Source organism: Acinetobacter sp. 197 (assembly GCF_048148385.1).
Lineage (GTDB): Bacteria > Pseudomonadota > Gammaproteobacteria > Pseudomonadales > Moraxellaceae > Acinetobacter > Acinetobacter pecorum.
Genome location: NZ_JAYWZK010000003.1, coordinates 97,449 through 116,588 on the forward strand (window position 1 = coordinate 97,449; position 19,140 = coordinate 116,588).

Consider the following 19,140-nt stretch of genomic DNA (forward strand, 5'->3'; position numbering starts at 1 on the left):
CACAAATTAGGGAGGTTTCATGGAGTATTCATTGAGCGATAGAAAAACCCTGCCGAAGCAGGGTTTTGAATCATGACTTTTATATTAGAAGTCGTATGAAACAGATAACCAGTAGTTACGGCCTGGAATATAAGTACCTGTTGTACTAGAGCCGATATCTAAATATTTATAACCGGTGGCAGTTTGTAGACGACCACGGTTGTCTAAATATTCATATGATTTTGCACCTTCGGTAAAATCTTTGTCCAGCAGGTTGTTCACAGCCATATTCAGACGTAATTGATCACTGACGGTATAACTTGCACCGAGGTTGAATACGCTATAGCCCGCTAACTTGTCACCAAATAATTTATATTCTTCATAGTCGCTTGAGCCTAAACCTGAAGCAGGTGCTGTTGGCGTAGTCAGGAAGCGTTGACGATCAGATTTATATTCGTACTGTAACCATAGGTCTACCGCAGGCACCAGATGCCATGTTGAAGTCAGGTTAAAGGCATTACGCGGTTGGTTATTATAATAAGTGCCTTCATTTTCTCCATCCGTAATTTCACTTCTGGTATAGGTATAGGCAGCTTTCATATCCCATTCAGGCAAAATGCTGTATTGCAGAGTTGCTTCTGCACCATAAACTTTGGCTTTATTCGCATTCACGCTGGTTGAACATGAGCTTGCAGTCAAGCATTCAGCGGATACAGGAAGATTCTCTGAAACAATCGCATCTTTAATCTGGTTGTAAAAACCGGTTGCCGTGAAATTGATATCATCTGTCGGCTGTAAATTAAAACCTAATTCATAGTTGGTTGAGGTTTCAGGCTTTAAGTCCGGATTACCAAATGTCAGGTTTTGTCCCTGTCCACTGAGGCCAACAACGCCGTCATAAAGGGCTTTCGCAGAAGGTGCTTTATAACCTGTGCTTACACCACCTTTCACGGTCAGCATGTCATTGGTATTCCAGACTAGATAGGCACGTGGACTAAAATGACCGCCAAAACCGGAGTGATCTTCAAAACGACCGCCATAAGTTAAACTTAAACTATCCAAAAGACGCCATTCATCTTCAGCATACACTGACCAGGATTTTTTATCGAATTCGTCTACACCAGTCGAATACAGAGCGATATTATCTTTATTGGTTTGCTCTTTGTATTCCGTACCCACAGTGAGCTTATGCGCACCCAAAGTTGAAATAATATGGCTGTCTGCAATTAAATCGGTATTTTTTAACACACGATCTGCACCAATTTGTGCATTTCCGACGGGTAATGCAGCCGAAGGTATCGTACGACCTTTGGTTTCAGTTTCTGAGTGGCTGATATAAGTATTCCACTGACCAAAGCTATAGTCGCCATCATGCCCGATTGCAAACTGGGTACGATCAAAAATTAATTTATCTTTATAACCATTTGCTGTTGTTGCAGTATCTAAAGTACCTAAACGGCTATTTTCATTCTTATAGTTTTGATGGCTGTAGAATGAGTCAAGCCACAAGGCATTTTGATCATCTACTTTGTATGTAAGTTTACCGCCTACATCATAATTATGTGCGGTGGTCGGGCGTGGATCACGGCCAGTTGAACCTTCGACACGCTCAGACTGGCCCCGGTCATAATAACTGCCGCGAAGTTGCAGACCAAGCACATCATTGACCAATGGACCATTCACCAAGAAGCTGGTTTTCCAGGAATCTGCTTCAGCACCATGCTCCATAACGTTGCCACTGACAGTAACGTTCCCATTCCACTCGTCTGAAACTTTTTTGGTAATGATATTAATCACACCACCCATGGCATCTGAACCGTAGAGGGTCGACATAGGTCCACGAATGACTTCAATACGCTCAATGGCTGAAAGAGGGGGCATAAAGCCTGTCGCTGCTTCACCAAAACCATTCGGGGTAACATCGGTAGAAGTTGTTTGGCGACGACCATCAATCAAAATAAGGGTGTCATCAGCATTCATACCCCGGATGCTGACATTTAGTCCTGCAGTTTTGCCTACGCCATTACGCACATCCACTCCAGGGACATCAACCAACAGGTCAGCAATATTGGTGGCATTCTTACGTTGAATATCTTCTTGAGTGATCACGCTAATTGAGGCAGGGGCATCTTTTAATTGTTGTTCAAACCCCGATGCAGAAACTACAATGGTAGACAAGGTGGTAGTTGGGATGTTTGAGGGGCTATGTGTCTCTGCAAAAGCAGATGTTGCTGTGGCTCCCAAAATTGCCAATGTAAGCGGACGAAGACTAAAACTATGCATGACCAAATTCCCGAACCGAAGAATAAATTAGTATTGTTGCTCAAATAAGAAACTGGATATTAATGATAGTACTTATCATTTGCAATAAAAATATACATTTTCTGCATTTAAGTGGGGTTGACTGAATATCTGAAAGGGTAGCAATTCGAATAAAAAAGACTTAAAAGCTGGAACTCGCGCGTATTTTTTGTATATCCTTAAATGTTGTCATATAATGTGGCACATTTTTATAAACCTGTTATTACCAAATATATAGAGGAAGCCATGCAAGTAACTTCTGAAGCGGTTTCGGGCGTTGCCCGTCGTTTAAATGTTTCTGTACCGACGAGCCGTATTAATGAGCAATTTGAAGCTCGTTTAAAACGCACTGCTAAAACTGCGAAGATCAACGGCTTCCGTCCAGGTAAAGTGCCTGTAAACGTTGTTCGTCGTGAATACGGCGCTGGTATCTACCAAGAAGTTGTCAACGACATCATTCGTGATACAGTTTTCGAAGCGATCCAGCAAGAAAAAATCAATGCTGTAGGCATGCCGAACATTGAAAAAACTGAAATGAAAGACGACGCTTTAGTTTATGAAGCGACCGTTGAAGTTTATCCAGAAGTTGACGTGAAATTCGAAGGCCTGGAAGTTGAACGCAAAGCTTCAGAAGTGAATGACAAAGATGTTGAGAAGATGATTGAAAATCTTCAAAAACAACGCGCTTCTTGGGCTGAAACCAAAGGCATGGCGAAAAAAGACATGCAAGTGACTTTTGACTTCGAAGGTTCAATCGACGGCGAAAAATTTGAAGGCGGTTCTGCAGAAGACTTCAAACTTGTTCTAGGTTCTGGTCGTATGATTCCTGGCTTCGAAGATGGCATCATCGGTATGAAGAAAGGCGAAGAGAAAGTGATTGATGTTACTTTCCCTGAAGACTATCAAGCTGAAAACCTGGCTGGTAAACAGGCTCAATTCAAAATTACTGTGAAGCTTGTTGAAAAACAAAAACTTCCAGAAATTGATGCTGAATTTCTGAAAATCTTCGGTGTATCTGAAGAAGAAGGCGTTGAGAAGTTGAAAGCTGACGTTCGTAAAAACATGGAACGTGAAGTGAAAAACGGCCTGCGCAACCAGGTTAAAGGCGCAACTTTTGATGCACTGGTTGCTGCAAACGAAGTTGAACTTCCAGCTGCCATGCTTGCTCAGGAAATTGACCGTCAACGTCAACAAATGATCCAGCAGTTCACTCAACAGTTTGGTGCTCAAGGCGCGAAAGCATTTGATTCAAGCATGCTTCCAGATGATCTGTTCAAAGAACAGGCTGAAAAATCTGTGAAACTTGGCGTGCTAGTAAGCAAAGTACTTGCTGATGCGAAAATCGAAGTTGATCAAGCACGTGTAGAAGCTTACATCGAAGACATGGCTTCTTCTTATGAAGATCCAAACGAAGTGATCGAATACTTCAAGAATGACAAGCAGCAACGTGCTCAAATCGAAGCTGTAGTACTTGAAGATCAAGTGGTTGACTACATTCTGAACTCTGCGAAAGTGACTGATGTAACTGTAAGCTATGAAGACTTATTGAAAGAGCAACAGGCTCGTCAACAAGGCTAATTTTAGCTTTCCATAAAAAGGCGCTTCGTGCGCCTTTTTTCATATTATTGATATATCTGTTTTTCACAAAACTAATGCAAAAAATATGAGAGATTTATTGGCGATTATTTTGCAATTTCATTGATTATCCCTCATATTGTAATTATGGATTAAGTCACAAAAATTTAGGAATAAATAAACCTATGTATGTTCCAACGATTGAAAACGCTTTAGTGCCAATGGTGGTAGAACAATCCTCTCGTGGTGAGCGTTCTTTTGATATTTATTCACGCCTTTTACGTGAGCGGGTAATTTTTTTAACAGGTGAAGTTGAAGACAATATGGCCAACTTGATCGTTGCGCAAATGTTGTTTTTGGAAGCGGAAAACCCAGATAAAGATATTCATTTATATATCAATTCACCGGGTGGCTCGGTGACAGCTGGCATGGCAATCTACGATACCATGCAGTTTATTAAACCGGATGTCGTGACTTATTGTATGGGTCAGGCAGCCTCAATGGGGGCATTCCTGCTGAATGCAGGGACCAAAGGCAAGCGTTATTGCCTGGAAAATGCCCGCGTCATGATTCACCAGCCTTTAGGTGGTTTTAAAGGCCAGGCATCAGATATTGAAATTCACGCACGTGAAATTCTGTTCATTAAAGAACGTTTAAACCGTTTAATGGCTGAACATAGTGGTCAGGAATATGAAAAAGTGGCACGTGATACAGACCGTGACAACTTTATGACTGCTCAGCAAGCGAAAGAGTACGGTCTTGTGGATGAAGTACTTACTAAACGTCCATAAGTTTTAAAGATTGAGATATTGGAGTAAATATGTCCGAACATCCTCAAGGACAAAAGCATTGTTCATTTTGCGGTAAAACGCAGTCTGAAGTCGGAAAGCTGATTGCAGGCGAGGACGCATACATTTGTAATGAATGTGTGGACGTATGCTTAGATTTGGTTCAAACCAGTCAGCAGGTAGAAACCAATGACTGGGCGAACCGTCCTTTGCCGAAACCGCATGAAATCCGTGCGGCGCTGGATCAATATGTGATTGGTCAGGACGTAGCGAAGAAAACCTTATCTGTTGCGGTATATAACCATTATAAACGTCTGAAAGTGCAGACCAATGGTAAGAAAGCAGATGATTCTGTTGAAATTGCTAAAAGTAATATCCTGCTGGTCGGACCGACTGGTTCAGGTAAGACCTTGCTGGCCCAAACACTTGCCCGTCTTCTCGATGTTCCATTTGCCATGGCAGATGCAACCACACTGACCGAAGCGGGGTATGTGGGTGAAGATGTAGAAAACATTGTACAAAAGCTTTTGCAAAAAGCTGATTACGATGTCGAAAAAGCGCAAAAGGGCATTATCTATATCGATGAGATCGACAAGATTACCCGCAAGTCGGAAAATCCATCGATCACACGTGACGTATCGGGTGAAGGTGTACAGCAAGCCTTGCTAAAAATGATCGAAGGTACGGTGGCTTCCATTCCTCCTCAAGGTGGGCGTAAGCATCCGCAGCAAGAATTTATTCAGATCGATACCTCGAACATCCTGTTCATTTGTGGTGGTGCATTCTCAGGTCTTGAGAAAATTGTCCAGCAGCGTCAGGAAAAAGGTGGTATTGGCTTTACTGCGGAAGTCCGTAACAAAGATGAAAGCAAAAAGCTGTCTGAGCTGTTCCGTCAGGTCGAAGCAACTGACTTGGTGAAATTCGGTCTGATTCCAGAATTTATTGGTCGTCTGCCAGTGATTGCAACGCTGGATGAACTGGATGAAGAAGCGCTGATGCAAATTCTGACTGAGCCAAAGAATGCATTGACCCGTCAATATAAACATCTGTTTGAGATGGAAAATGTAGATCTGGTCTTTGAAGACTCGGCTTTACGTGCTGTGGCGAAAAAAGCCCTGGAGCGTAATACCGGTGCGCGTGGTCTGCGTTCGATCCTGGAAAATTCATTGCTTGAAACCATGTATGACCTGCCGAGCCGTAGTGATGTAGGTACTGTGGTGGTGAATGAAGCAGTAATTAATGGTAAAGCTGCACCAGAGTTTCGTGCTGAGCGTCAACCACATGATGAACCAGAAACAGCAGCAAAAGTTGATTTAAAAGTGGTGAATAGCAAATCTGCCTGAGAGTTGCTATTCGTCAGAAACGTGTGAAAACCCCGTGTTTTCACACGTTTTTTATTTCCAAAAATAAAAGCAGATGCTAATCTCAACATCTAGGCGTGGACGCCGAAAGTTATAAAAAATATATCGCAAAGCACTTGCATACAAGAATAAAGACGCAGTGAGGGATAAGCATGCGTGGAGTCGCCATCGTACTCATCGGCAGTTTGGCGCTGATGGGGTGTCACGGTAAAAAAGCCGTAGTTGAACCTACACAGCCGCTCAGTACTTTAAAAAATATTGATCTTGAAAAAAAACCAGGCTTCGTCGAGAAGCACAAGGTAGGCATGTTCACGATTGGTGGTTGGGTGAACCAGAAACAGGGTCATCATTTCCAAACGGTTAAGCCACAGCATGAAGAAGCAGCTATTGTTTATTTATATCGTCCAGATTCAAAATGGAACCGTCAGGAAATTGTAGCTGCGAGTCTGTTTATCAATCAGCATCGCATTCCAAGTTTACTGCATAATCACCATTACTGGATCGAGCTACCTGCAGGCACTTATCGTTTAAGTACTAGCCGTCCTTTGGGTGCTCTGCACTTTCAGACACCTAAATATCTGGACTTTACGGTAGAAGCAGGACAGTCCTATTTTATTAAATATGATGAGGAAAATCTCAGCACCCGTCGTAGTGTACCGGGACCGCTGATGCTAATGCCGAATAATGTGGGTTTAAATGAAATTGCTTTTACCCAGTTAAAGTCAGACAGTTTTAACTTTTTTGCACAGGATCAGCAAACAGGAAAAATCCGCAAAAAAGCCCAGAAGATTAAACCGACTGCTTATGATCCAAGCCTAGACGTGCAATTGACCACGCCTTTTAAACTGTGGGATCCGCGGACTTGGTAATTTTGATAGTTCTTTGAGGAAAGATAATAAAAAAGCACCCTAAATGGGTGCTTTTTTATACAGCTTTAATTAGCCCGCAGCAGCATCAACTACTGGAATCTTGCCAATTTTAGCTTGCCAGATTTTCGGTGCAGTGGCATGAATAGAAGTACCATTCACATCAACCGCGACAGAGACCGGCATATCTTTCACAACAAACTTGTAGATCGCTTCCATACCCAGGTCAGCAAAGGCAACCACTTCAGCTTCACGGATCGCTTTAGACACGAGGTACGCAGCGCCACCTACAGCCATTAAGTAAGTCGCTTTATTGTCTTTGATTGCTTCAACGGCAGCAGGACCACGATCCGCTTTACCGATCATGCCAAACATGCCGGTCGCTTCAAGAACTTGACGTGTGAATTTGTCCATACGCGTTGCAGTGGTAGGACCTGCAGGACCAACGACTTCATCACCAACTGGATCGACTGGACCTACGTAGTAGATGAACTTGCCTTTAAGATCAACAGGAAGTTCTTCACCATTGTTCAGCATGTCCACCATGCGTTTGTGCGCAGCGTCACGGCCAGTGTAAATTGTACCGTTAAGAAGCAGCGTATCGCCTGGTTTCCAGGAGTTCATTTCTTCTTGCGTGATGTTGTCCAGATCAACGCGTTTAGACGTTGAAGAATCCCAAGTCACAGATGGGTAGTCTTCAAGTTTTGGTGCCTGAATATGTGCAACACCTGAACCATCAAGTGTGAAGTGTGCATGACGAGTCGCAGCACAGTTCGGGATCATACCGACTGGTTTACCTGCAGCATGACAAGGATAATCTTTGATTTTAATATCAAGTACAGTGGTTAAACCGCCAAGACCTTGTGCACCAATACCCAAAGCATTTACTTTTTCGAAGATTTCGATACGAAGCTCTTCCATTTTGCTTTGTGGACCACGACGAAGCAATTCGTCCATGTTGATCTCTTCCATCAATGCTTCTTTGGCAAGCATCATGGCTTTTTCGGCAGTACCACCGATCCCGATCCCCAGCATACCTGGTGGACACCAGCCTGCACCCATGGTCGGAACAGTTTTCAGTACCCAATCTACGATTGAATCAGACGGGTTCAACATTGCCAGTTTAGATTTATTTTCTGAACCGCCACCTTTGGCTGCAACAGTGATATCTACTTTATTACCAGGTACAAGCTTGTGATAGATTACAGCAGGGGTGTTGTCTTTGGTGTTTTTACGGCCAAAAGCAGGGTCAGCAAGTACAGATGCACGAAGTACGTTCGAGTTTTCTAAATAACCCTGACGTACACCTTCGTTAATTGCATCATCCAGGCTCATGGTTAAATCGAATTTAACGTCCATGCCCACTTCAACAAATACGTTGACGATACCAGTATCCTGGCAGATAGGGCGGTGGCCTTCTGCACACATGCGTGAGTTAATCAAGATTTGCGCGATTGCATCTTTCGCAGCTTTGTTCTCTTCACGGTCGTACGCACGGCTCATCGCTTGGATGAAGTCTTGTGGATGATAGTAAGAAATGAACTGAAGCGCATCTTTAACCGATGTGATCAAGTCATCTTGCTTGATAATAGTGGTCATACAAATATCTCTTGAGCGGGCTGTTAGCTAGCGGGCTAAATTATAAGATAAATAAATCCAGTTGTGGGCGTTTTACAGGGACATTGGCCAAAAGTTTATAGTTTAAGCAATTTATCGTCTTATTCTGGTCGCTGGCTTAATTAAAAAAGACAAGTTTGTGTCATATTTATTGTCATATTTCAGCTTATATTTCACCTCAATAAAGCTTGTATAAATTTAAGTTATTGATTTTTATTTAATATTTAAAAATATAAAAAATCCTGCTTGTCATATAACTGTCATAAAACTTTTACATAATGCAGCTATCAAATAAAGGAGATCCTAACAATGGTTACAGGTATTTTAATGGCAGCTGGTTTTTGTGTATATATCGCTGCAACTTGGATGTACGGTCAGAAAGAAGAGCAAGCCTAAGCTTATCTTCTTTCTCCTATTTTAAGACCTCAAAGAATTAAGCTATCTTCAAATCTTCAAATCTTCAAATCTTCAAATCTTCAAATCTTCAAATCTTCAAATCTTCAAATCTTCAAATCTTCAAATAATATTAATAAAAAACAATATTTCAAACATCTTCCCCTTGTCACAATACTCAGGTAACTCACACATTTTATAGAATTACATTATTAACCCAGAAAAACCCAAAGCCTGAAAACCCTTACACATGCAGCGTTTTTTATTGCTTAGACTGTTTTTCTCAACTTCTAGAAACAGGCAAGTAGAATGAACAATTTTAATGCAAGTGATATTAAAGAACATGCTTCAGTCATTGCTTCATGTGGTACTCAAGTCGGGAAGGTGGATCATCTGGAAGGTCAGAATTCAATTAAATTAACGAGAAGTGATGATGAAAATAATGAACATCATTTAATTCCATTAAGTTGGGTAAGTGAAATCAAAGATGGAAGTGTAGTTTTAAATAAAACAGCAGAAGAAGTGCGTCAGCAGTGGACCACCGTGTAAAAGTGTTTGATGTCTGATTGATGCTGGTTTAGGCGAAAAAGTAAAAACCAGCTATAAGTTTAGGCCGACAGAATTGATCGGTTAAAGTGCTAAATGCCAGCCTGATAGGCTGGCATTTATTATGTGTAACAAAGCTTTTTACGGCATTTATTTTATTCATATAAGGGATTTCGTGCCTGCATCATGATTTCATCTGAATATTTATCTTGGTATTCAAAAGCCTCTTTTTTAACTTCCATCACTTGGAAACCGCATTTTTCATAGGCACGAATCCCGCGTGGATTATGTCCAAACACTTGTAAAGATAGTGTTTTTAATCTTAATTGCTTAAAGGCCCACGTTTTGATGAGCTCGATGGCTTCACTGCCATAACCTTGGCTAGTGAACCTGATTTGAGAGAGCGCAATGCGAAATTCTGCTGTTAGGTTTTCAGGATCAATCTCTAAGACAGATAATTCCCCAATCATACGGTGATCAGCCTGCAGACAAATGGCAAAATCATAACGGAGCGGATGATCAAGGCAGCGTCGAATATGGGCTTCAATTTCAGCCAGGTTAAAGTTCCGCTTTAAGCCTGTCATATGACGAATCTCATCGACTTGCGTAGCCTCCAGGAAAATGGGTGCATCTTCAACTTTTAGAGGCCTTAAGTAGATACGAGCGCCATTTAACTGAAGTATAGGTTTAATGATATTTGGCGACATTTTTTATTTTCGAGATAATCCGTGTGTAGATTATAGAAAATCTGCTCAGTCATAAGAAAAAAATAAAATGATTAATAAAAAAACCACCTGATTTTTCAACCAGGTGGTTTGGAAAACTTAAATTCAAGAAAATTCAAGAAGTATTAAGCTTCTTGCTGCTCGGCCTGAATCGCAGTTAAGGCAATGGTAAACACGATGTCATCGACCAATGCACCACGTGACAAGTCATTCACAGGTTTATTTAAACCTTGCAGCATTGGTCCAACACTGACCACATTGGCAGCACGTTGTACCGCTTTATAGGTCGTGTTACCGGTGTTCAGATCCGGGAAAATAAATACATTGGCACGTCCGGCCACTTGTGAATCAGGCGCTTTCTGGCGCCCCACGCTTTCCACCGATGCTGCATCATATTGTAATGGCCCATCAATCAGCAGATCAGGACGACGCTCTTTGGCAATACGTGTAGCTTCCGCGACTTTTTCCACATCTGCACCGGTACCTGAAGTTCCAGTCGAATAGGAAATCATGGCTATACGCGGGTCAATACCAAAGGCTTTGGCAGAATCGGCGGACTGAATTGCAATTTCGGCGAGCTGTTCTGCATCAGGATCCGGATTGATCGCACAGTCACCATACACATAGACTTCATCTGGCAATAGCATAAAGAATACGGAAGAGACCAGTGAATAATCCGGAGCAGTCTTGATCAGCTGGAAGGCAGGGCGCACCGTATTTGCGGTGGTATGTACTGCGCCCGACACCAAACCGTCAACCTGATCCAGCGCCAGCATCATGGTGCCAAGTACTACCGTATCTTGCAGTTGTTCACGGGCTTGCAGTTCGTTGAGCCTGCCTTTACGCAGCTCGACCATCTTGTCGATGTAGTTTTCACGCACCAGATCCGGATCAAGAATTTCCAGATCTTCAGGCAATTCAATGCCGCGCGCTTTGGCTACTTCTAGTACAGCTTCAGGCTTGGCCAGCAGAATACACTGTGCAATACCACGCGCCTGACAGATGGCGGCAGCCTGTACGGTACGCGGTTCATCTCCTTCTGGCAGTACAATACGTTTTTTTGCGGCAATCGACTTCTGTACCAGTTCATGACGGAAAGCAGAAGGTGACAGACGTGGCTTATACGAACCATTCAACATTTGATTCAGCCATTCCGGATTGATATGGCTTGAAACAAAACGCGTGACCTGATCCGCACGTTCAGTATCATCTACCGGAATTTCATTGCTGAGATTTGCCAGTTTTTGTGCGGTTTCAAATGTGTTGAGTGGTGTATGTAAAATCGGTAAACCTTGCTTGATGGCAGTCTGGCAGAATTCCAGCACATGATCATTTGGCTGATGATGCTCAGTCAGCACCAGACCTGCCAAAGGAATCCCATTACTGCTGGCCAGACTGCTCGCCAGTAACACATCAATTCGGTCGGATGCACTGATGATCAGTTCACCCGCTACAAACTTATGCAGTTCATGCTCGATATTGGCTGAAATCAGGCTGCTATTTTGTACACGGCGCTGCTTGGCTTCGCCTTCATTAATCCAGTAACCAGAAATATATGCAGCAAGATCAGACATACGCGGTACGCTTAAGGTTTTACTGAAAGGTACCAAGCCAATCACTGGTAATTTTTCAGAACCAATATGCGGATGAGTCTGCTGAATGGCTTTAATAAATTCTGCAGTTTCAGTCTTGAGGCGTAAATCCGGATTCAGCGTGACAGGAATCTGTGCAGATTCTTCAGGCAAGCCCTTGGTACGCATCAACATGATACCTGCCAGACGGGTAGAGCTGGCACCACCAAAGTTACGAAGCTGATGTTCAATTTTATCCGCGGTTTGGCTTGGCTTGAGAATATTGGCATTGCTGACCACAATAACTTTGGCATCGAGGGCCTGTGCCAATGCAGCATTCAGATCGTCGGCAAAACTGTCTTGAGTATTTGGCAGCAAACCTTCGACAATAATCAGGTCATGCTGTTTGGCAATTTGACGATGCAGACGTACCGCTTCCTCAAGCAGTTCATCCTGTTCCCCCAGATTGATCTGCTGCAAGACTTTGCTATAACGGATGGGTTCAACAGTTTCACTCTGAGAAATATGACGATACAAAGCCGTGGTGCGGTCTTCGATTTCATTCAATTCCTGAGCAAAAGGTTTGAGGAAGCCAGCTTTTACCCCTTGGCATTCCAGCGCATAAATCAGGCCCAAACAGGCAGAAGTTAGGCCTACGCCTTCCCCGGTGGGTACCAATAAAATTGTTTTCATAAGTTATGTCAGTCGCAAAATAATAGAAATCAGTTAAAAAGTGGCCGGGCCTGCTTATGCAGGCGTTGCCTCAACTTTAGACTTTTTTGCAGTATGTTGCTCGATTTCGAGTTCTATAACACTCTGAACTTCCTGGGCAATGCGGCCTTCTTCATCGGTTGGTACCACCCAGATTTGTGGGCCTGTACCTGAGTCGATCCGGCCTTCGGTACCGCGTTTCAGTTCATTATTGGCATTCTTATCCAGATTGAAACCAAAATGAGGCAGGTAATTCATGGTCTTTTCACGGATATACGCCGAGTTTTCGCCAATGCCACCCGTAAAGAACAGACCATCGATGCGTGGCAGACCACAGCTCAATGCTGCCAGGGATTTAGCCAGGCGATAGCAGAATACTTCAATCGCCAGGCTGGCATCTTCATTGCCTTGCTCTGATGCTTCAATCAGGGTGCGCATGTCATTGGACAGATCAGACAGACCCAAAAGACCACTTTGGCTATTCAGCATCTTGTCAATTTTATAAATGTCCCAACCCAGATTTTTCGCCAGGAAGCTATGCAGGCTTGGGTCGACATCGCCACTGCGTGTGCCCATGACAATGCCTTCAAGTGGGGTTAAACCCATAGAGGTATCTACACTTTGCCCATTCCAAACGGCACAGGTCGAGCTACCATTGCCAAGATGCGCGGTTAACCAGCCCCCTTGCTTGAAGCTGCCTGCCAGTTCAGAACCACGGTCTGAAACATAGGCATGGCTGGTTCCGTGGAAACCATAGCGACGTACACCATGAGCAGTATATAAAAATTTCGGCAGGGCATAACGATAAGCATGCGCTGGCATGGTTTGGTGGAAGGCAGTATCAAATACTGCAACCTGTGGTAATTCCGGGAATAAGCGTTTGGTGGCTTCAATGCCAATCAGGTGTGCCGGATTGTGTAACGGCGCAAGCGGCGTTGCTTCACGGATTTTTTCAATAATTTCGTCATTGATCAGTTCGGCCTTGGTCAGGCTGCCGCCATGTACCACACGGTGACCGATCGCGTCCGGACGGTAGTTGGCCAGACGTTCCAGACCCACTTCAAGTGCCTTTTTATGGTCAGCAAATGGAATGTGGATATCCACCGGCTCATTGCCGACAGTCACGCCTTTAATACGAGCATTCTCTGTGCCTAAGTTTTCAGCTAAACCATGAATACGGAAATTCTGCTCCTCAAGAAGTAATGCGAACTTGATTGAAGAAGAGCCACAATTAATAACTAATACTGATTTAGACACGATTGATTACCCAATTTTTAATTAAAATTCTCGTCCATTTGCTTGATCCAATTGCAAACCATGAAGCTGCAATATTGATCAATACCTATCTTTTAACATTTGTTTTTTTTCTGTCCTAGATAGACTTTAGCAGATTAGACTTAAGCATTATCGACCAAGTTAATAATAATAACTAAAATTTATCAGTTCATAGTTTTCATTTATAAATAAAATGATGCTGAAAATACGATCAATAAAAATGTTAAATCCTGCTTAACGTTTATTTTGCAACAGATTGATTTTCTAGTTTAGCGCCTGAAATTGCAAATTTTGTTCTTGCATACAATTTTATAAAGAGATTCATCAATAAAATGACCGGAAGGTTCTGATCCCTCTGTTTCAGTGTCGATTTTTCTGTGCATAAAAAAACAGCCTCACACATGAGGCTGTTTTAAATGAGCGATCTAAAGACTTACTGGCGAATCTGACCATCACCAAAGACGATCCATTTCTGGGAAGTCAGGCCTTCAAGACCAACTGGACCGCGAGCATGGATCTTGTCGGTCGAAATGCCGATTTCTGCACCAAGACCATATTCAAAACCATCAGCAAAACGGGTAGATGCATTGATCATGACCGAGCTGGAATCTACAGCTGCTAAAAATTCACGGGCAATACTGTAGTTCTCAGTAATGATAGAGTCAGTATGGTGCGAGCCATATGTGTTGATATGTTCAATGGCTTCCTCGACACCCGATACAATCTTGATGGCCAGAATCGGTCCAAGATATTCGGTATACCAGTCTTCTTCAGTGGCAGCAATTACTGCATCACCGAGGATACGCTGAGTTTGTTTACAACCACGTAGCTCTACTTTTTTCTCTTGATACAGTTCTGCAATACGTGGCAAGAACTCTTCAGCAACTTTTTCATCGACCAGCAGGGTTTCCATGGCATTACATACGCCATAGCGATGGGTTTTGGCATTGAAAGCAATTGGCAATGCTTTTAACAAGTCCGCTTGTGCTTCCACATAGACATGACAGTTGCCATCCAGATGTTTAATGACCGGTACACGTGCTTCTTCAGTAATGCGCTCGATCAGGCTCTTGCCGCCACGGGGCACGATCACATCTACATATTCAGTCATGGTAATCAATTGGCCTACGGCAGCACGGTCAGTTGTATTTACGACCTGTACGGCAGCTTCGGGCAAGCCTGCCACTTTCAGCCCGTGTTGAATTGCGGCTGCAATTGCCTGATTCGATTCCAGCGCTTCCGAGCCACCACGTAGAATAATGGCATTTCCTGATTTCAGCGCAAGTGATGCGGCCTCCAGCGTGACGTTAGGACGTGATTCATAGATCATGCCCACCACACCTAAAGGTACACGCATCTTGCCCAGCTGAATCCCGGAGGGGCGATAGGCCATATCCGTAATTTCACCAATCGGATCTTTCAGGCCAATGACATCTTCGAGGCCTTGTAACATTCCTTCGAAGCGTGCGGGGTTCAGTTCTAAGCGATCAAGCAGAGCTGTATCCAGGTTGTTATTATGTGCCTTGGTCATATCTTTCTGGTTAGCAGCCAAAATAGCAGCTTGGCTATTTTCTAAAGCCGTATAAATAGCAGATAATGCATCGTTTTTGGTTTGGGTAGACGCACGAGCCAAAATGCGAGACGCTTGGCGTGCCTGCTGTCCTACCGTTTGCATATATTGTTCAATAGACTCTTGCATAGCGGTTTGATCACTTAGAAATTTCATTTCGATATTAACAGTCTGCTGCTGCACAATGAAGCCCATCTGTTAAAAATCATCTGTTTTCGCAGACTTCTAAACATTTTGAAATTTTTTTCTGTTTAAAAGCAGATAAGTGGTCAATCAAGCGGTTGCTTGTGAAAAGCAGCTCTGTATAGAATGAAACACGCGACATTGAAGTCATTTATAACTATTAAAGAGCAGGATGCGTGTTCAGGCACACCGGAATGCGCCTGAAATATAAGACTGTTCATCATGACTTGCACAATAAAAATAAGGCAAGGACGGAGGAAAAGGAATATGAATTCCATCATTCATATGGATGCCCAAGTATTGGAACAACCTAGCCATAAGGGCTTTTTTGATCTTTATGATAAGCACAGTTTTAAGCAGCCGCCACGTACCACCTGGATGAATGGCTGGAAAATTGAATATATGGCGATTGCCCGTCCAGATACTCTGCATTTAAGACCCATGGTGATTATTGGCGGAGCTTTTCAGAATTTTAATTCCTACAAATATTGTGTAGAACAGCTTTTTGATGCAGGCCCCATCATTCTGATTGACCTGCCCTCCATGGGAGCGAACCAGCAGATTAATAATGTCGACACAGGTCTGTCTGCAGGAACACTGGAGCTCGAAGATCTTGCTGCGATGCTGGGACGATGGCTGGAGCAGATGCAGCTACCGCAAGTGGCAATTCTAGGCATGTCCTTGGGGTCAGTGGTGGCCTCCTGTCTGGCAGATCAACGTCCTGAACTGGTAGACCGGATGATCCTGATGGGCGTAATGCAGAAAACCCGTAAAAGCTGGCGCATGCTGCTGGAAGAATCCTTACATCTGATGAAAGAACAGCGTATGGATGAATTTGGTCAGGCTGTCATTTTATATCTGGTCAATCATGCACGTTTGGCCGAAACCCGGATGTCACCTACTGCAAAGCGCCTGTTCTTTAAACAGATGGCGGAATTTACGGCGACCGAACAGGATCGCTATGAGGTCAATTGCAACCGTTTGTTGCGTCTGACCAATGTACCAATTCCACAGTGCAAAGTACTGGTAGCATGTGGCCAATATGACAGTTTTACTTTGCCACATGAGAATGCCGATTTTGCCCTGCAATGCCCGGATATGCAGTATGTGCAAATTGCAGGTGCTGACCATGTACCTCAGCTGCAACGCCGTAAAGAAACCATGCATTTATTTGCAACCTTTTTACGTGATGAAGTTGTTGATCAACTAGACGGCATTATTCCGTTCACGCGTGAACAAATGCAGCAGCTTGAACGTCGCGGTGAAGAACGGATTCAGGTACAAGATCCACAGCGCTATTTAAGTCATCGTCATTCTGATCTCATTTTAAAAGCAGAGATAGTGAACATGAATTTTTTTGGAGTATTGCTGGAGTTAGATGCAGGACAGGTTGCACGTGCAGCAACTCATCCACGTGATCTGGCTTTGCATCTTGAAGATGAAGCTGGGAAATTTCAGATTGAATGCCTGCTCTTTGAACAGGATGACACACAGCTGCGTGCCTTATTCAAACATGGCAGCTTTGAGGTTGCAGAACGTTTATTGCAATTTATACAAGTACAAAAAATGCTGTTACAGGCAGAAGTATTGGATGCAGTAATTTAAAAACATCATCTTTAAAAAAACAGCGTACTTAAACGCTGTTTTTTTTCACTGCATGAATCATCCAGACCAGATCACCTAAATGTTCATCCTGTTCTGGTCGTGGATTTTGCTGGCCTGGCTCGGCAAAATAACGTTGAGGTTGTTGTACCTCAACCTGGTCAAATCCTGCATCTTGAAAAAAGTGCTGCAGTTCTTGGGGGGATTTAAAATGAAAGGTAAACGCACTTCGAGACATGAATTTAAGCAGACGACTACTGCTCCAGATAAAGTTCGCCAGTTTATTTTTCACCGGTTCAGGATAAATATCGCTGAAATAGTGAACTGCCGGGAAATACTGCGCATTTTCTGTAATACCCTGCATCAGAATGCGTAACATCTGCTGATCAAAATAATTAATCAGTCCTTCGCTAATGACCACTAAGGGCTGGTTGCGGTCAAACATCTGAAAAATACAGTCCAACTCTTCACTAAAAATATCGGCAGTCAGTACTTCAGGGGCATGCTGATCGATTTGCTGCAACGCCTGAGTCTTGATCTTGGCCATATCGGGAAGATCCAGTTCACGATAATTAATTTCTGGAAATTTCTGTCTGAAATTCCAGCTACGTGGAGATAGTCCACAGGCAATTTCAAGAACCTGAAGCTGGGGATATTGCTCAAGCAGTTGACACAAATGCTCATCAATCATCTGATGGCGCTGCTTCAGTGTCGTACGCATACTACCGCCGACATAACGCTCTGCCCAGGACTCAAGTGGGTGAAGCAGTTTGGCCAGAATTTTACCTTTAGTGGTCGCAAAGGCTGGATGCGAGATCCCCATTTGATACCAGATATAGCCGGTATAGTGCGCAGTAAATGAAATATGGCGATGTTGTGAAAGTGTTTCTGTCATATCGTTCTTACCTTATTTTTATTTTTAAGTTAATTACATAATAGTGTAACCTTTTCATTACTATAATTAAAAAGGAACACTTTGTCGTGTTCCTTTTTTTGTGTTGACTGGATTAAAAAAGCTTTAGCTCATCTGCTGTTTGAATGCCAGTATTTCGTCACGGATATTGCGCCATGCTTCTCCCAGATCAAGCTCTGCACCAATCTGGATGTTTGGGATGTTGCCGCGCATGCGTTCCAGACGTTGCTGGTTCGGGAGGGGCAGATCAACAATCCCTTCCAGTGCAATGCATTGTGCTGCACGGTCATTGCAGACTAGACCCATGTCACAACCGGCTTTAAGGGCGGCCTGAATTCGGGCATCGGCATCGCCTGCAACACAGGCAGCCTGCATGCTTAAATCATCCGAGAACAGGACGCCGTCAAAGCCGAGCTCCTGACGCAAAACTTTCTGAATCCAGAATTCCGAGAAACCTGCCGGATTGGGATCCACTTGGCTATAGATAACATGAGCCGGCATTAAAGCATCCAGCTGTGGTTGTAACTGGATAAAGGTTTGCATGTCTTTTTGCTGGATCTCTGCGTAGGAACGCGTATCAATTGCTGCAGCAACATGCGAATCTGCTTTGACCGAGCCATGACCCGGGAAATGTTTACCGGTTGAAGCCATGCCGGCACGTTTCATACCGTGCAGAAATGCGCCAGCCAGCGGAATAATGTCCTGGATATTTTGGGCAAAGCTACGATCACCGATCACATCGCTGATATCATTTAAATCCAGCACAGGAGCAAAGCTGAAATCAATCCCGACAGCCAGTACTTCAGTCGCCATTAGCCAGCCGCATTTTTCAGCCAGTTCCAGAGCGCGCTGTGGATCGCTTGTATAAAGTTCGCCAAATTTTCCCATGGCAGGCAGTAGGGTAAAGCCCTGTCTTAGACGTTGGACACGACCGCCTTCCTGATCGACCGCAATTAAAATATCCGGGCGAACCTGACGCATATGATCAGTTAAGGCACGGACTTGAGCTGGAGATTCGATATTGCGACCAAATAAAATGACTCCACCGACTTGCGGCGCACTTAATAGTTCAATATCTTCTTGAGTCAGGGTGGTGCCTGCGATGTCGAGCATCAATGCGCCAATCATATGTGGATTCCATTTTAGAATTTTTCGGGGAAACAA

General features: G+C 43.6%; 14 protein-coding genes. 6 read left to right on the forward strand and 8 right to left on the reverse strand.

Annotated features, from left to right (window positions below):
- Window positions 1-84: 84 nt before the first annotated feature.
- Window positions 85-2,262 (reverse strand): TonB-dependent receptor domain-containing protein, encoded by a 2,178-nt coding sequence (locus VXQ11_RS04530; protein ID WP_416705520.1) that lies wholly within the window; start codon window positions 2,260-2,262, stop codon window positions 85-87.
- A gap of 264 nt (window positions 2,263-2,526) precedes the next feature.
- On the opposite strand from VXQ11_RS04530, the gene tig reads away from it, so the two are divergent.
- The 4 genes from tig (at window position 2,527) to VXQ11_RS04550 (ending at window position 6,873) form a co-directional block, all read left to right on the forward strand.
- On the forward strand, window positions 2,527-3,858 hold the full coding sequence (gene tig, locus VXQ11_RS04535) for a trigger factor (RefSeq protein ID WP_064095175.1): 1,332 nt from the start codon (window positions 2,527-2,529) through the stop codon (window positions 3,856-3,858).
- A gap of 182 nt (window positions 3,859-4,040) precedes the next feature.
- Window positions 4,041-4,646: an ATP-dependent Clp endopeptidase proteolytic subunit ClpP gene (clpP, locus tag VXQ11_RS04540; RefSeq protein WP_064094818.1), complete on the forward strand. Its 606-nt coding sequence runs from the start codon at window positions 4,041-4,043 to the stop codon at window positions 4,644-4,646.
- 29 nt (window positions 4,647-4,675) lie between these two features.
- On the forward strand, window positions 4,676-5,986 hold the full coding sequence (gene clpX, locus VXQ11_RS04545; RefSeq protein ID WP_064094817.1) for an ATP-dependent protease ATP-binding subunit ClpX: 1,311 nt from the start codon (window positions 4,676-4,678) through the stop codon (window positions 5,984-5,986).
- 170 nt (window positions 5,987-6,156) lie between these two features.
- Window positions 6,157-6,873 carry a DUF2846 domain-containing protein gene (locus VXQ11_RS04550; RefSeq protein WP_416680411.1) on the forward strand — a complete coding sequence of 239 codons (717 nt, stop codon included), beginning with the start codon at window positions 6,157-6,159 and terminating at the stop codon, window positions 6,871-6,873.
- A 69-nt stretch (window positions 6,874-6,942) separates the two neighbouring features.
- Here VXQ11_RS04550 and VXQ11_RS04555 read toward each other — a convergent pair whose 3' ends face one another.
- Window positions 6,943-8,469, reverse strand: a complete 1,527-nt coding sequence (locus tag VXQ11_RS04555; protein WP_064094815.1) for a fumarate hydratase — start codon at window positions 8,467-8,469, stop codon at window positions 6,943-6,945.
- 720 nt (window positions 8,470-9,189) lie between these two features.
- On the opposite strand from VXQ11_RS04555, the gene VXQ11_RS04560 reads away from it, so the two are divergent.
- On the forward strand, window positions 9,190-9,429 hold the full coding sequence (locus VXQ11_RS04560; RefSeq protein WP_064102255.1) for a DUF2171 domain-containing protein: 240 nt from the start codon (window positions 9,190-9,192) through the stop codon (window positions 9,427-9,429).
- Window positions 9,430-9,581: 152 nt separating this feature from the next.
- Here the strand turns inward: VXQ11_RS04560 and VXQ11_RS04565 are convergent, their stop codons facing one another.
- From VXQ11_RS04565 to VXQ11_RS04580, 4 genes are all read right to left on the reverse strand, one after another.
- A complete protein-coding gene (locus VXQ11_RS04565; protein ID WP_064094813.1) occupies window positions 9,582-10,133 on the reverse strand; it encodes a GNAT family N-acetyltransferase in 552 nt (183 codons plus the stop codon).
- A gap of 143 nt (window positions 10,134-10,276) precedes the next feature.
- The gene (pta, locus tag VXQ11_RS04570) at window positions 10,277-12,415 is read right to left on the reverse strand and encodes a phosphate acetyltransferase (RefSeq protein WP_064094812.1); all 2,139 of its coding nucleotides are present in this window, start codon (window positions 12,413-12,415) and stop codon (window positions 10,277-10,279) included.
- Between the two features lie 54 nt (window positions 12,416-12,469).
- Complete coding sequence (locus tag VXQ11_RS04575) at window positions 12,470-13,690, reverse strand: acetate/propionate family kinase (RefSeq protein WP_064094811.1); 1,221 nt, start codon at window positions 13,688-13,690, stop codon at window positions 12,470-12,472.
- A gap of 451 nt (window positions 13,691-14,141) precedes the next feature.
- Window positions 14,142-15,407 (reverse strand): glutamate-5-semialdehyde dehydrogenase, encoded by a 1,266-nt coding sequence (locus tag VXQ11_RS04580; RefSeq protein WP_144724111.1) that lies wholly within the window; start codon window positions 15,405-15,407, stop codon window positions 14,142-14,144.
- A gap of 321 nt (window positions 15,408-15,728) precedes the next feature.
- On the opposite strand from VXQ11_RS04580, the gene VXQ11_RS04585 reads away from it, so the two are divergent.
- Entirely contained in the window at window positions 15,729-17,066 is a 1,338-nt protein-coding gene (locus tag VXQ11_RS04585; protein ID WP_416705521.1) for an alpha/beta fold hydrolase, read from the forward strand.
- 28 nt (window positions 17,067-17,094) lie between these two features.
- Here VXQ11_RS04585 and VXQ11_RS04590 read toward each other — a convergent pair whose 3' ends face one another.
- Complete coding sequence (locus VXQ11_RS04590) at window positions 17,095-17,958, reverse strand: class I SAM-dependent methyltransferase (RefSeq protein ID WP_416680405.1); 864 nt, start codon at window positions 17,956-17,958, stop codon at window positions 17,095-17,097.
- 123 nt (window positions 17,959-18,081) lie between these two features.
- Entirely contained in the window at window positions 18,082-19,104 is a 1,023-nt protein-coding gene (gene nagZ, locus VXQ11_RS04595; protein WP_416705522.1) for a beta-N-acetylhexosaminidase, read from the reverse strand.
- Window positions 19,105-19,140: the final 36 nt, after the last annotated feature.

Excerpts from the sequence above, each read along its gene's own strand:
- VXQ11_RS04530 (WP_416705520.1), bottom strand. The coding sequence starts at position 2,262 with ATGCATAGTTTTAGTCTTCGTCCGCTTACATTGGCAATTTTGGGAGCC.
- tig (WP_064095175.1), top strand. The coding sequence starts at position 2,527 with ATGCAAGTAACTTCTGAAGCGGTTTCGGGCGTTGCCCGTCGTTTAAAT.
- clpP (WP_064094818.1), top strand. The coding sequence starts at position 4,041 with ATGTATGTTCCAACGATTGAAAACGCTTTAGTGCCAATGGTGGTAGAA.
- clpX (WP_064094817.1), top strand. The coding sequence starts at position 4,676 with ATGTCCGAACATCCTCAAGGACAAAAGCATTGTTCATTTTGCGGTAAA.
- VXQ11_RS04550 (WP_416680411.1), top strand. The coding sequence starts at position 6,157 with ATGCGTGGAGTCGCCATCGTACTCATCGGCAGTTTGGCGCTGATGGGG.
- VXQ11_RS04555 (WP_064094815.1), bottom strand. The coding sequence starts at position 8,469 with ATGACCACTATTATCAAGCAAGATGACTTGATCACATCGGTTAAAGAT.
- VXQ11_RS04560 (WP_064102255.1), top strand. The coding sequence starts at position 9,190 with ATGAACAATTTTAATGCAAGTGATATTAAAGAACATGCTTCAGTCATT.
- VXQ11_RS04565 (WP_064094813.1), bottom strand. The coding sequence starts at position 10,133 with ATGTCGCCAAATATCATTAAACCTATACTTCAGTTAAATGGCGCTCGT.
- pta (WP_064094812.1), bottom strand. The coding sequence starts at position 12,415 with ATGAAAACAATTTTATTGGTACCCACCGGGGAAGGCGTAGGCCTAACT.
- VXQ11_RS04580 (WP_144724111.1), bottom strand. The coding sequence starts at position 15,407 with ATGCAAGAGTCTATTGAACAATATATGCAAACGGTAGGACAGCAGGCA.
- VXQ11_RS04585 (WP_416705521.1), top strand. The coding sequence starts at position 15,729 with ATGAATTCCATCATTCATATGGATGCCCAAGTATTGGAACAACCTAGC.
- VXQ11_RS04590 (WP_416680405.1), bottom strand. The coding sequence starts at position 17,958 with ATGACAGAAACACTTTCACAACATCGCCATATTTCATTTACTGCGCAC.
- nagZ (WP_416705522.1), bottom strand. The coding sequence starts at position 19,104 with ATGATTGGCGCATTGATGCTCGACATCGCAGGCACCACCCTGACTCAA.